This window comes from Polaribacter porphyrae (assembly GCF_002954685.1).
GTDB classification, from domain to species: domain Bacteria; phylum Bacteroidota; class Bacteroidia; order Flavobacteriales; family Flavobacteriaceae; genus Polaribacter; species Polaribacter porphyrae.
In genome coordinates this window covers 3,489,456-3,503,485 of record NZ_MSCN01000001.1, presented here as the reverse complement: position 1 = coordinate 3,503,485, position 14,030 = coordinate 3,489,456, and the positions used below count along the sequence as shown (strand labels likewise).

The 14,030-nt window shown below is 29.2% G+C and carries 12 protein-coding genes; 9 read left to right on the top strand and 3 right to left on the bottom strand.

Annotated elements, in window-relative coordinates:
• Nucleotides 1–57 precede the first annotated feature (57 nt).
• A complete protein-coding gene (locus BTO18_RS15675) occupies nt 58–1,539 on the bottom strand; it encodes a sulfatase family protein (protein ID WP_105017132.1) in 1,482 nt (493 codons plus the stop codon).
• A gap of 156 nt (nt 1,540–1,695) precedes the next feature.
• On the opposite strand from BTO18_RS15675, the gene miaB reads away from it, so the two are divergent.
• The 9 genes from miaB (at nt 1,696) to BTO18_RS15630 (ending at nt 11,162) form a co-directional block, all read left to right on the top strand.
• On the top strand, nt 1,696–3,150 hold the full coding sequence (miaB, locus tag BTO18_RS15670) for a tRNA (N6-isopentenyl adenosine(37)-C2)-methylthiotransferase MiaB (RefSeq protein ID WP_105017131.1): 1,455 nt from the start codon (nt 1,696–1,698) through the stop codon (nt 3,148–3,150).
• An 82-nt stretch (nt 3,151–3,232) separates the two neighbouring features.
• Nucleotides 3,233–4,456 carry a sigma-54 interaction domain-containing protein gene (locus tag BTO18_RS15665; protein WP_105017130.1) on the top strand — a complete coding sequence of 408 codons (1,224 nt, stop codon included), beginning with the start codon at nt 3,233–3,235 and terminating at the stop codon, nt 4,454–4,456.
• A 2-nt stretch (nt 4,457–4,458) separates the two neighbouring features.
• Nucleotides 4,459–4,650, top strand: coding sequence for a hypothetical protein (locus BTO18_RS15660; RefSeq protein WP_105017129.1), 192 nt, complete (start codon nt 4,459–4,461; stop codon nt 4,648–4,650).
• 9 nt (nt 4,651–4,659) lie between these two features.
• Entirely contained in the window at nt 4,660–5,166 is a 507-nt protein-coding gene (locus tag BTO18_RS15655) for an LptE family protein (protein WP_105017128.1), read from the top strand.
• A 24-nt stretch (nt 5,167–5,190) separates the two neighbouring features.
• Nucleotides 5,191–5,943 carry a DUF8458 domain-containing protein gene (locus BTO18_RS15650; protein WP_105017127.1) on the top strand — a complete coding sequence of 251 codons (753 nt, stop codon included), beginning with the start codon at nt 5,191–5,193 and terminating at the stop codon, nt 5,941–5,943.
• Nucleotides 5,940–6,272, top strand: a complete 333-nt coding sequence (gene secG / locus BTO18_RS15645; RefSeq protein ID WP_105017126.1) for a preprotein translocase subunit SecG — start codon at nt 5,940–5,942, stop codon at nt 6,270–6,272. The genes BTO18_RS15650 and secG overlap by 4 nt, the downstream gene beginning before the upstream one ends.
• A gap of 174 nt (nt 6,273–6,446) precedes the next feature.
• Nucleotides 6,447–6,722 carry a co-chaperone GroES gene (locus BTO18_RS15640; protein ID WP_105017125.1) on the top strand — a complete coding sequence of 92 codons (276 nt, stop codon included), beginning with the start codon at nt 6,447–6,449 and terminating at the stop codon, nt 6,720–6,722.
• A gap of 116 nt (nt 6,723–6,838) precedes the next feature.
• Nucleotides 6,839–8,476 (top strand): chaperonin GroEL, encoded by a 1,638-nt coding sequence (gene groL / locus BTO18_RS15635; protein ID WP_105017124.1) that lies wholly within the window; start codon nt 6,839–6,841, stop codon nt 8,474–8,476.
• 277 nt (nt 8,477–8,753) lie between these two features.
• A complete protein-coding gene (locus tag BTO18_RS15630) occupies nt 8,754–11,162 on the top strand; it encodes a hypothetical protein (protein ID WP_105017123.1) in 2,409 nt (802 codons plus the stop codon).
• Nucleotides 11,163–11,169: 7 nt separating this feature from the next.
• Here the strand turns inward: BTO18_RS15630 and BTO18_RS15625 are convergent, their stop codons facing one another.
• Nucleotides 11,170–11,574, bottom strand: a complete 405-nt coding sequence (locus tag BTO18_RS15625) for a heavy-metal-associated domain-containing protein (protein WP_105017122.1) — start codon at nt 11,572–11,574, stop codon at nt 11,170–11,172.
• A gap of 110 nt (nt 11,575–11,684) precedes the next feature.
• Entirely contained in the window at nt 11,685–13,928 is a 2,244-nt protein-coding gene (locus tag BTO18_RS15620; RefSeq protein ID WP_105017121.1) for a TonB-dependent receptor, read from the bottom strand.
• Nucleotides 13,929–14,030 lie beyond the last annotated feature (102 nt).

Below are 14,030 nucleotides of genomic sequence, written 5' to 3'. Positions count from 1 at the left end.
TAAATTTTAGCTAAACAGTAGTAGTTTTATTTTTACTTTTTAGAAACAAGAATAAAATTAATATTTCCCATAGTTATTTTTATACCAATTTGTATACTCTGCTTCTAATTCTTTTACAATCTCTGGGTGTTTATCTGCTAAATTTACTCTTTCTCCAGCATCTTTGCTTATATTGAACAACTTTAATTCTTTATTATTTACAATCGGTGCAATATAATATGCTGTAGGTTCGCTTTTCCAATGATTTTCTTTAGCGTTCGTTAACTTCCAATCTCCTTTTCTTATTGCCCAATTTTTTTGCCATTTCCAAACTAAAGCTCTAGAATTATTGGGTTTAGAAAGTAAGTTTTTGCCATCTAAATTTACATCCGTTAGCTTTATGTTAGCTGCTGCTGCAAGTGTTGGAAAAATATCTGTGGCAGAAACATATTCTTTCTGAATTGTATTGGGCTCTACTTTGCCTTTCCAAACTAAAGCAAGTGGCACTCTAATACCTCCTTCCCAAAGGGAATATTTACCTCCTGTTAATGGGGCATTGTTTGCGCCTGTCAATGGAGATCCACCATTGTCTGAAACAAATACTATAATGGTATCTTCTTGTAAATTTTCTTCTGAAAGCGCATCTAAAACTCTACCTATATTATCATCTAAACAATTTAAATTTGCTAAATAATACTTTCTTAATTGGTCTGATTTTAAATCACCAACTCGTGAGTATTTATCATAATAAGCAGCATACGTACCTGCTTTTCTTTTTCTAAAACCAACTAAACTATCTGGGTGATAATTAGGTATCTCCTTTACACCATATTTGTCTAAATATTTTTTAGGCACTTCGTGTATAAGATGATGAACTGCGCTATAAGACAACATTAAAAAGAATGGTTTTTCTTTATCAACATCTTTTAAATAAGAAATAGCTTCGTTAGAAAAAATATCTGTTAAATACCCCTCTTTGTAGCTTTTTTCTCCTTTATTATGCATTAAAGGACCTAAAAGAGCACTTGTACCATAAGGATCTGGAGTTATATCTTTTATTTCTTGAGAATTTAACCAGTAATCGTGTGCATGAGCACTAAATCCTAAAAACTCATCAAAACCATGGTTTAGAGGATACTCTCTTACATCATTTCTATGAAATTTTCTACCCAAATCATTTTTTCCAATTTTTGCAGTATTATAACCAGCTTCTTTTAAATATTCTGCAATTGTTTTTACATTATCAGGTAAACCTGGTCCCCAACTTGCGGGTTTATCCCACCTAAATTGATTTTTTCCAGTAAGAATACCAGCTCTAGAAGGGCTACAAACTGGAGCTGTAACATAAGCTTGTGAAAAAACGGTTCCTTCTTTGCCCAATCTGGTAATATTTGGCGTAGAAACATTAGCACTACTTTTACCAAATGGAGTAAAATCTGCATACCCTTGGTCATCTACCATAATTAGTAAAATGTTTGGCTTTTTTTTACGGGAGTTTTTATCTTTTTGACAAGAGATGAACAAAGTAGACAGTACTAAAGTGATTAAAAATTTGTTCATATTAATTCGGGTTGATTAAGAGTTAAAATAAATATTTTTTAAATTTATAAAAATCATTTTTAAAATGATAAAATTAATAATTCTTTTTCTGCCAATTTGTCATAAAAAATAATTTTTGGTTGTATCTTTGTAGTCCTCCAAATGATAAGTATAAAGATGAATCAGGTAGAAAAAATCATTGACGAAAAAATTCAAGGAAAGGCTCTTATAACTCAAGATAAGAAAGAAAACACCAAAAAACTTTTTATAGAAAGTTATGGTTGCCAAATGAACATGAATGATAGTGAAATTGTTGCATCAATCCTTGATAAAGAAGGATACAACACTACTCAAATTTTAGAAGAAGCCGATTTAGTTTTGGTAAACACTTGCTCTATTCGTGAAAAAGCTGAAACAACAGTTAGAAATAGACTTAAAAAATATAATGCTGTAAAAAAGGTCAACAAAAACATGAAAGTTGGTGTTTTAGGATGTATGGCAGAGCGTTTAAAAGAAAAATTTTTAGAAGAAGAAAAAATTGTTGATTTGGTTGTTGGCCCAGATGCCTACAAAGATTTACCCAATTTATTAGAAGAAGTTAGTGAAGGTAGAGATGCTGTGAATGTAATTTTATCTAAAGAAGAAACTTATGGAGATATTGCTCCTGTTCGTTTAAATTCAAATGGAGTTTCTGCATTTGTATCAATTACAAGAGGTTGTGATAATATGTGTACTTTCTGTGTAGTCCCTTTTACAAGAGGACGTGAAAGAAGCAGAGACCCCAAAAGTATTTTAGAGGAAATTCAGCAAATGGTTGATAAAAATTTTAAAGAAATTACTTTACTGGGTCAGAATGTAGATAGCTTTCTTTGGTATGGAGGAGGTTTGAAAAAAGATTTCAAAAAAGCATCAGAAATGGCTCAAGCAACAGCTGTTGATTTTGCTCAATTATTAGATATGTGTGCGACTCAATTTCCGAAAACACGATTTCGTTTTTCTACTTCTAATCCTCAAGATATGAGCTTAGATGTAATTCATCAAATTGCAAAACACAAGAATATTTGTAAATATGTGCATTTGCCAGTTCAAAGTGGAAGCAACAGCATTTTAAAGGCTATGAACAGACAACACACTAGAGAAGAATATAAAACGCTTATTGATAATATTCTAGAAATTGTTCCAGAAATGGCATTCTCTCAAGATATGATAGTTGGTTTTTGTGGAGAAACTGAACAAGACCATCAAGATACTTTAGAATTGATGGAATATGTAAAATACGATTATGGTTTTATGTTTGCTTACTCTGAAAGACCAGGAACTTTAGCTGGTAAAAAAATGGAAGATGATGTACCAAATGAAGTAAAAAAAAGAAGATTGCAAGAAGTAATCGATTTGCAAAGAAAACATGGTTTGTATAGAACACAACAGCATCTTGGAAAAATAGAAGAAGTTTTAATTGAAGGAACTTCAAAGAAAAACCCTAATGAATGGAAAGGAAGAAATACTCAAAATATAGTAGTAGTTTTTCCTAAAGAACATTATAAATTAGGTGATTTTGTAAATGTCAAAATTAATGACTGTACTTCTGGAACATTAAAAGGAGTTGCTGTTGAATATTCTGATAATAACTAATTTTTAGAAAAGAGAAGCAAGAGACAAGAACAAAGACCAAATCTTTTCTCTCTATTCTTTTTTCTCTATTCTAAATAAAAAAATGGAAAACCTACAAGCAATAAAACAACGTTTTGGAATCATTGGTAATGATGTTCAACTTAATAGAGCTTTAGAAAAAGCAACTAGAGTTGCACCTACTGATATTTCTGTATTAGTAACTGGTGAAAGTGGTGTTGGTAAAGAAAATATTCCTAAAATAATTCATTCTTTATCTCACAGAAAACATTCTAAATACATTGCAGTAAACTGTGGAGCAATACCTGAAGGCACTATTGATAGTGAATTGTTTGGACATGAAAAAGGTGCATTTACTGGAGCTACTCAAGACAGAAAAGGATACTTTGAAGTTGCAGATGGTGGTACTATTTTTTTAGATGAAGTTGGTGAGCTACCATTAACAACTCAAGTTAGATTATTACGTGTTTTAGAAAATGGTGAATTCATTAAAGTGGGTTCATCAAAAGTATTAAAAACTGATGTAAGAATAGTTGCTGCTACAAACGTAAATATGCAATCTGCTATCGAAAAAGAAAAGTTTAGAGAAGATTTATATTACAGATTAAGTACAGTAGAAATTCATTTACCTGCTTTAAGAGAGCGTAATCAAGATATTCATTTATTGTTTCGAAAATTTGCAGCAGATTTTGCACAAAAATATAGAATGCCTTCTATTAGGCTTGATGAAACTGCTATTAATATATTATTGAATTATCGTTTTCCAGGTAATATTCGTCAGCTAAAAAATTTAGCAGAACAAATTTCTGTAATTGAAGAAAATAGAAATATAACAGGTCAAAAATTACAACAATATTTACCTAACAATTCTGGAAATTTACCAGCTATTGTTGGTGGTAAAAAAGAGAATGATTTTTCTACAGAGCGTGATATAATGTATAAAATTTTATTTGATATGCGTAATGACATCAACGATCTAAAGAAACTTACTTTAGATTTGATGAAGAATGACAACTTGAAAGAAGTTCAAGAAGAGCATCATCAATTGATAGAAAAGATTTATGGAAATCAAGAATCACAGAAAACAAATGTTGAAGTACTAAATATTCCTCAAAACACTACTTCAGAAAAAGATTATGATTTTATTGAAACAATTGAAGAAGACGAATCTTTATCTTTACAAGACAAAGAAATTGAAATGATTAAAAAGTCTCTTGAAAAAAATAATAATAAACGTAAATTGGCAGCAAAAGAATTGGGCATTTCTGAAAGAACATTATACAGAAAGATAAAACAATACGATTTATAAAAATGAAAGCAGTAGAAATTTTTAGAATAAGAAGATCTTTTGGACCAAATAGTTCAGAAAAAATTAGAATTGAAGCTGAAGATTTAATTAATGAAAAACATTATAAAGGTTATCGTTTAGTTTCTGCATCATTTACTGTTGAAGGTGGTTATTTTTATGCATTTATTACCATGAAAAAACCGAATACCTATTAATTTAATAAAATGAAAAAAAAAATATTCATCGCTTTTCTTATAATAAGTACAATCTTTTTAGTTGGTTGTGGGGCTTACTCTTTTACTGGAGGTAATACAGGTGATGCAAAAACCTTACAAGTTGACTTTTTCCCAAATCAAGCACCTTTAGTGGAACCCGTTTTAACACAACGTTTTACCAATGACTTACAAGATTTGTTTACGCGTCAAACCAATCTAACTTTAACAAATGCAAATGGAGATTTATATTTTAGTGGAGAAATAACCGATTATAGGGTAACACCTATGAGTGGTACATCAGATCAAACAGCTGCACAAAATAGACTAACAGTTACTGTTAATGTACGTTTTGTAAATAAACTCAACGAAAAAGATGATTTTGAAAAAACATTTTCTTTCTATTCAGATTTTGCTGCAAATGCTCAATTAACAGGAGGAGTTCTAGATAATGCTTTAGATGAAATAGTAGAAAGGATAACTCAAGATATTTTTAATGCTTCAGTTGCAAAGTGGTAGTTTTAATTAGAAGTTAGAAGAAAATTGAAAAAAGACACATTCATATCAATATTAGAAAATAAAACTCAAATTCAGCAATTAGAAACTGTTGAATTAAAATCTATTATAGATGAATTTTCTTATTTTCAAACTGCTAGAGCTTTATATTTAAAAGGTTTAAAAAATCAAGATAGTTTTAAATATAATAAAGAACTTAAACAAACTGCAGCTCACACAACAGACAGAACTGTTTTATTTGATTATATCACTACTAAAGATTTTTCATCATCAAAAAAGAATATTCATCAACAAATAAAAGAAAAAATAATAGTAGATATTGAGCCTAAAGTAGCTATTCTAGAAATAGAAAAACCAATAACTATTGCTAAAAAAGAAATTGAAGAAAATCTAGAAATAGGTAAACCACTTTCTTTTACAAAAGCAGAGAATTTTTCATTTAATCAATGGTTGCAGTTATCCTCAAAAAAGCCAATTCAAAGAGAAAGTAATTCTGCTTCAACTAAAGTTGAAAAACAAGATGCTATTGAACAATTTATTCAAAATAATCCCAAAATAGAACCCCTACCTAAAAATAAAAAAATAACTATAGAAATCTCTGAAAATAAGCAAGATGATTCCTTAATGACAGAGACTCTAGCCAAAGTTTATCTGGAACAAAAAAAGTTTGATAATGCAATTCAAGCTTATAGAATTTTAAGTTTGAAATATCCAGAAAAAAGTGGTTTCTTTGCAGACCAAATTAAAAGAGTACAAATTTTACAAAAACATAAATCATGAGTTATACAGCATTTTTAATCCTAATTTTAATTGTTGCAATTGCTTTAGTGCTAATTGTTATGGTTCAAAATCCTAAAGGAGGAGGATTATCTTCTTCATTTGGAGGTGGTGGAGCATCATCATTAGGTGGGGTTCAAAACACAAATAACTTTCTTGACAGAACAACTTGGACATTAGCCATTGCAATGTTTGCTTTAATATTATTATCTAATTTTGCAATACCTAGGCAAGGTGATAATAATGTGAATTTAAATAATACTTTAGATGGTGTTCAAACAACGGCTCCTGTTGAAAATACAGCTCCTGTAACAAACGATACTATCAACTAAAAATCGACTTACAATTTAATGAATGCCAACGAAAATGACACGTTGGCATTTTTTATTTCCAAAAATTAAGTGATAAAAATAATCAAAGAAAAATTGTCAGTTTTTAATTGATGGCATAATTTCTGACTATTTATTGAAAGTGAAAATAATTTAATTAATCAAAATTTATAAAAAATGGGATTAAACATTAAACCTTTAGCAGATAGAGTTCTTGTAGAACCTGCACCTGCAGAAACAAAAACAGCATCTGGATTAATTATACCAGATAATGCAAAAGAAAAACCACAAAAAGGAACTGTAGTAGCAGTTGGAAATGGAAAAAAAGATGAGCCTTTAACTGTAAAAATTGGTGACACTGTTTTATATGGTAAATATGGTGGAACTGATTTAAAATTAGAAGGAAAAGATTATTTAATGATGCGCGAATCTGATATTTTGGCGATAATTTAATTTCGCTATTTGCTTTTGGTTTAATCGCCTCTAGCAAAATCAAAAAATAAAATTTATAGTAATTATTTTTAGCGAAAAGCGAATTTGCAAACAGCTAAAAGCAAAATTTAAAGAAAATGGCAAAAGATATAAAATTTGATATAGAAGCTAGAGATGGCTTAAAACGTGGAGTGGATGCATTAGCAAATGCAGTAAAAGTAACTTTAGGACCAAAAGGAAGAAATGTAATTATTTCTAAATCTTTTGGAGCACCAACTGTTACTAAAGATGGTGTTTCTGTAGCAAAAGAAGTTGAGTTAGAAAACGAGCTAGAAAATATGGGAGCTCAAATGGTAAAAGAAGTAGCTTCTAAAACTAACGATTTAGCTGGTGATGGAACTACAACTGCAACTGTTTTAGCACAAGCAATAGTAAAAGAAGGATTAAAAAACGTTGCTGCAGGCGCAAATCCTATGGATTTAAAACGTGGAATTGACAAAGCAGTTACTGCAATTGTTGCTGATTTAGAAAAGCAAACTCAAAAAGTTGGTAATTCTTCTGATAAAATTCAACAAGTGGCTTCAATTTCTGCAAATAACGATTCTGTAATAGGAGACTTAATTGCAACTGCTTTTGGTAAAGTTGGTAAAGAAGGAGTTATTACTGTAGAAGAAGCAAAAGGAACTGATACCTATGTAGATGTTGTAGAAGGTATGCAATTTGATAGAGGTTATTTATCTCCTTATTTTGTCACTGATGCAGATAAAATGATTGCAGATTTAGAAAACCCTTATGTGTTATTATTTGACAAAAAGATTTCTAACTTACAAGAAATTCTTCCAATTTTAGAGCCAGTTTCTCAATCAGGAAGACCTTTATTAATTATTGCTGAAGATGTAGATGGACAAGCATTAGCTACTTTAGTAGTCAACAAATTAAGAGGTGGATTAAAAATTGCTGCTGTAAAAGCACCAGGATTTGGAGACAGAAGAAAAGCAATGTTAGAAGACATCGCAATTTTAACTGGTGGAACAGTGATTTCTGAAGAAAGAGGTTTTTCTCTTGAAAATGCTACTTTAGATTTATTAGGAACTGCAGAAAGTATCACTATAGATAAAGACAATACAACAATTGTAAACGGTTCAGGTGATGCTGATACTATTAAAGCAAGAGTTGGTCAAATAAAATCTCAAATAGAAACCACTACTTCTGACTACGATAAAGAAAAACTACAAGAACGTTTAGCTAAATTAGCTGGTGGTGTTGCAGTTTTATATGTTGGTGCTGCTTCTGAAGTAGAAATGAAAGAAAAGAAAGATAGAGTTGATGATGCTTTACACGCAACCAGAGCTGCTGTAGAAGAAGGTATTGTTGCTGGTGGTGGAGTTGCTTTTGTGCGTGCAAAAAAGGTATTAGAAAAATTAGCCACAGATAATTTAGACGAAACTACAGGTGTACAAATTGTAAACAAAGCAATTGAATCTCCTTTAAGAACAATTGTAGAAAATGCAGGTGGAGAAGGTTCTGTAGTAATCAACAAAGTTTTAGAAGGTAAAAAGAATTTTGGTTATGATGCTAAAACTGAAACTTATGTTGATATGTTAGAGGCTGGAATTATTGATCCTAAAAAAGTAACAAGAGTTGCTTTAGAAAACGCAGCTTCTGTGGCAGGAATGATTTTAACCACTGAATGTGCTTTAGTAGATATTAAAGAAGATGCTCCTGCAGGTGGTGGAATGCCTCCAATGGGTGGTGGAATGCCAGGAATGATGTAATGGTATTATACAAATATAAATATCTTAAGTAAGATATTGTTTATTAAAAATCCGATAGTAATTCTATTGGATTTTTGCTTTTATAATAACTTAACAAAAGTAAAAATTCTTTGAAAATTCGTTTGTTCGAGAAAGTATTAATTCTTAAATAATTTATTACCTTACTGAATTTTGACAGTATATTTATTTCAAGATATGTGAAAGCTTATAATCAAGCTTAAAATAAAGATTTTTATATTCCTAAAAAAATATTAAATTTAACCTTAAAATTTTTGTTATGAAAAAAACTTTTTTTTATATTTTCTCTGGTTTTTTAAGTATCAATTTATTGGCACAAAAACAGAAAAGTTTAGATTCAATTTATTCTAGTTATTTTGAGAATACTCGTGAGATACCATACCTACATTTAAACAAAACTTCATTTCTTTCAGGAGAGGAAATCTGGTTTAAAGCATATATTTTAGAGCAAAACTCCAACAAGTTACATCCAACATCTTCTAATCTATTCGTGTCAGTTTTTGAAGAATCAGGTAAGATGAAAAGTCAACATTTAATAAGGGTAAAAAAGGGAGTCGGCAATGGAAACATATTAATTGACTCGACTTTTAATAAAGGAACTTACTATATTAAAGCATCTACAAACTGGATGAAAAACTTCAACGAAGATCAATCTTTTACTCAAAACATAAACATTAGTAATATATTAATAGATAAAAAAAGTAAAACATTAAATGAAGAGAACTTCTTCGAATTTAAATTATTCCCTGAAGGAGGCCATTTACTAGCTAATTCTATTAACAAAGTTGGAATACTTGTAAAAAACTCTAAAAACATAGGTATAAAAATAATTAAAGGAACTATAACAGATCAAAATAATAATTTTATAAGTAATTTTTCTACAAATAGTCTTGGTTTAGGGCAGGTATCTTTTTTATTTAAAAAAAACACATCCTATACTTTTATAGCTAAATTAGCTAATGGTACTGTTCTTTCAAAGAATACATTACAACCAAGAAGTATTGGAATTATTTTAACAACAAAAAAAGACAACAATTTCTTAAATCTTAATATTGTAACTAACAAAAAATCGTTACAATTATTAAAAAAAGAGAAATATACTATTCTTTGGCACAATACTAAAAAGTATAAAAAATTCTCTTTCAACTTATATGATACAATAAATATCATAGCCTTTAATAAAAGTAAATTATTTGATGGTATAAATATTTTTACCCTTTTTAATCAAAAAAATATTCCTATCGTAGAAAAATTATATTTTAATGAAGGTGAAAAATTATTTACAGAATTAAATATTTCTAAAAGTAGTGTTATTAATGACTCTTTATCTATAACAATTGTAAACAACACAAATCAAAATGTTAATTTTAGTTCTTCAGTATTACCTTCACAAACAAAATCTTATAATCCTAAACATAACATCAAATCTATTTTTTTACTAAAGCCATACATAAAAGGATACATTCAAAACCCTAAATACTATTTTAATAAGTTTAATAAAAACAGAAAAGAAGATTTAGAATTACTTCTGTTAACTCAAGGCTGGAGTAAGTATAGTTGGAAAGATATTTTTCACAATCCTCCAAAAACAATCTATGATTTTGAGAACGGAATAGATATTGGAATTAAACTTAATAGAAAACTTGGTAAGTATTGGTCAGTACTCTTATATTCAAAAGAAAACAATTTATTGAGTACCTTAAAGGGTAATAAAGACCTATATAATTTGAAAAATACTTTTGTGAAAAAAAATACTTTTGTAAACTTCTCTTTAAGATATAATAGTAACAGCTATGAAATAAAACCAATACTTAATTTTTCTAAAAATAATTTAGTTGATAATTTTAACTTACACAAAAAAGAACCTTTAAGAAAAATAGAATTATCTGTTAAAAATTTTAAACCCTTGCCAAAAGTTGTAGAAGAATTAGATGAAATTACCTTAAAAACGAACCTTAAAGAAAAAATAGAAAAACCATTTGGCGCTGAGACTATGTACACCAAAGTTAGACTCGAAAACATAATATTTGGTGCTGGAGAAACTGTAGTAGATTTATTAAACTCCAAAGGATTTAAAATTTCAACAACCCATAACATAGCTTTAGGTAAAGGATCAATGAAATCTCTTACTCATGCAATTGCTGAAAAAATGTATTCTACCAATGATATAGTTAAAAACAATAATAGTAAAGATAAATATATTTCAGATAACGGCTCAAATATTAATAGAAATTTTGGTCAACAGTCTTCAAGAAATCTTTTAATAACTTTAAATAACAATGTAATTTCAGAAACTCTATGGAATTTAGAAAGTATATACCTAGATATGGTAAAAGAATTATATATTTCATCTTTTTATGGAATTCACATTTACACATACAGCTCAAAAGAAATGATAAAGAAAAATTATAGTTCATCCCAAATAAAAATTTCAAATGGGTTTGAAACTCCTAAAGAATATTATATTCCAAAATATACATCTTTATTAGACGACAATTTTAAGACTTTTGGAGCTGTTTACTGGACACCTAACAATAATATAAAACCAAAATCAGAAATGAAACTAACAATACCTGCGAATCTTCAGAAAAATTTTAGGGTTTTTATAGAAGGAATATCAGAATCTGGTAAATTACTATCTAAACAAGAATTAATAATTGTAGATTAAACCCATCTTAATTCTTCTTCTTTTTCATTTCTCCTTGATGATCTAAAATAATTTCTTCATCTCTATATTTACAGCAAGGATGCACAGAATTATAAGCTTCTTCTGAAGCTTCAACTTTCTTATTATCAGACCCAAAAACATCATGACCAACTTTTAAAATATTCTGTTGAACAGCTTCAACATTTGTTTTTCGTTCATCCATAATTAGGTTTAGATTGTGCGTTTTTAAATTCCAAACAGCAAATTTTACGCCTTTCGTTTTCAATGCAGCAGTTTCTATTCTTTTTTTACACATTCCGCAAATACCATCAACTTTAAAAGAAATTTTTGCATTTTTTTTCTTTTTTACTTCTTGAGATTGAGCTGTAAAACCAATCATCATTAAACTTAATACAAATACTATTTTTTTCATTTTTATTGTTTTTAATTATTACAAGTCTTTGCGAGTTTACGAAGCAATCTCTTAATTAATAAACAGATTGCTTCAGTCATTCTTCCTTCGCAATGAACTACGTTTTTATTCTACTTTATCTTAAATCGTAATCCTGCATAAATTGAGCGTCCAAAAATTGGTGCATATACAATTGTGGTATCAAAATTTGAATCAAAAGGATTATCACTACCCAAAATAGGATTATTTTGCTGTACGTTTGTTAAGTTTTCTCCACCAACATAAACCTCAAATTTTTCAGAAAACACTTTAGTTACTTGCGAATTTATCAGTTGAAATGGATTTGAAAATTCTGGTAATTGATACTGAATAGGGTTTGATTTTGTGTTAGGTAAACGTTGTTTCCCGATATTATTAAAAGTTGCATCAAATCTCCATTGACTGCCATTTTCTTTTACTTCTGTTTCGTAAGAAAGGTTTGCAAAAAAACGATCTCTTGGCTGAATTGGCTTTTGCAAATTTCCACTTTTATAATCAGTAGTGATATCAAAATACTTATAAGCCGTTCTTAAATTGAAGTTTTTAGCCAAATTATAACTTACCTCAACTTGAAAACTATTAGCAATACTTTTTCCATCCAAATCATAAAAAGAAATTTCCTGCGGATTTTCCCAATCTACAATAACCTGATTCTGGAAATTAGTTTGATAAAAATCAAAAGTAACATCTCCTTTCTTTTCGAATAAATTAAATTTTTGAGAATAAGAAACTCCATAATTCCATGCAATTTCAGGATTTAATCCATAAATATTTCCACCAACATTATCAATGTTTACCTGTCTAGAACTGGCAAATAATTGTTGATTTTCAGCAAAAATATTCGCACTTCTTTTTCCTCTTCCTGCTGATGCTCTAAACACTCCTTTTTCCCAAGGAACATATCTTAAATGCACGCGAGGAGTAATAAAAGTTCCTAATAAATTATGCGTATCAACTCTTAATCCTGCAGTTAAGCTAAAATTATCTAAATTATCAAAAGCATATTCAAAAAATGCACCTAAAGAATTTTCATTTCTATTGAAATTAGTTGTGTTTACTAACTCATCATATTTATCATAAGTAAAAGACAAACCTGTTTTAAATTTGTTTCTTGTATCTCCAATAATAGAGTTAAACATTAAGTTAGAATAGACACTTTCGTGTTGAATATCATACACATTTAAGCCAAAATAAGAATCTTGTTGATGATTGCTATATGCCATTTGAAAACCAAAACTTTGGTAAGGTAATTCTGGAAAAACATAACCTAATTTTGCTGATGCATCAAAACGTTTGGTATCTATTTCACTTCCCCAATTATTTGTTGTTCCTTTGTCAACATCAGGATTAAAATCGAGCTCTCCTGTTTGTTTTTCATCGTTCATAAAACGCACATTTATAAAACTAACCCAACCTTTTTCTGCATCAGTAAATTGCCATCTGTTCATTACATTTAGTTGATTTGCCAAAGGCATATCTAAAAAATTGTCGTTATTTCTATCAAATTTTTGTCCTCTATAATTTCCGTGAACATACAAACCTGTTTGCCATTTATCAGACACTTTTTTATTAAAATGTGTATTCAGCTCCAAACGTCCCATTTGTGAAGCATACGCATTTACAAAAAGTTGATTATCTGTTAAAGGCTTTACCAATTCTGCATTTATTTGTCCAGAAATACTTTCAAATCCATTTACAACAGAACCTGCTCCTTTACTTATCTGAATACTTTCTACCCAAGTTCCTGGCGTAAATGTCATTCCAAAAACCTGGCTTGCTCCTCTTACAGAAGGAATATTTTCTTGAGTAATTAACAAATAAGGGCTTTGTAAACCCAACATTTCTATTTGTCTTGTACCTGTTAAAGCATCAGAAAAACTAATATCTATAGAAGGATTTGTTTCAAAACTTTCTGCCAAATTACAACAAGCTGCTTTTAATAATTCTTCTTGATTTACGGTAAAAACATTAACAGTTGATAAAAAAGAACGCTGTATAGATTTTCGTTTACTTTTTATAGTAATTTCTTCTAAATCTGTTTCTGGAGTTATAAAATGATGGATTGGTTCTAAACTTGTAATTGTAATTGTATCCGTTTTATATCCTATATAACTTACTACTAACTTTTTACAAGTTGGTTTATAATCGATAGTAAACCAGCCTTTTGTGTTCGTAATTGCACTAACGTTTGTGTTGAGCCAATGCAAAGTTGCACCTTCAACCCCCAAATTGTCTTTGGGATTATTTTTATCCATAATCATCCCTTTAAAAGTTGTTTGAGAGAAAATTATGAATGGCATAAATAGCAAAACACTATTTATAATATATTTTTTCATTTTGTATTGATTTTAAATTTATAACAAGACTACTTATCATCAAAAAAGATGATTTGTTCGAGTTAGATTCCTGTTTTCGCAGGAATGACAATCTCACAGGAT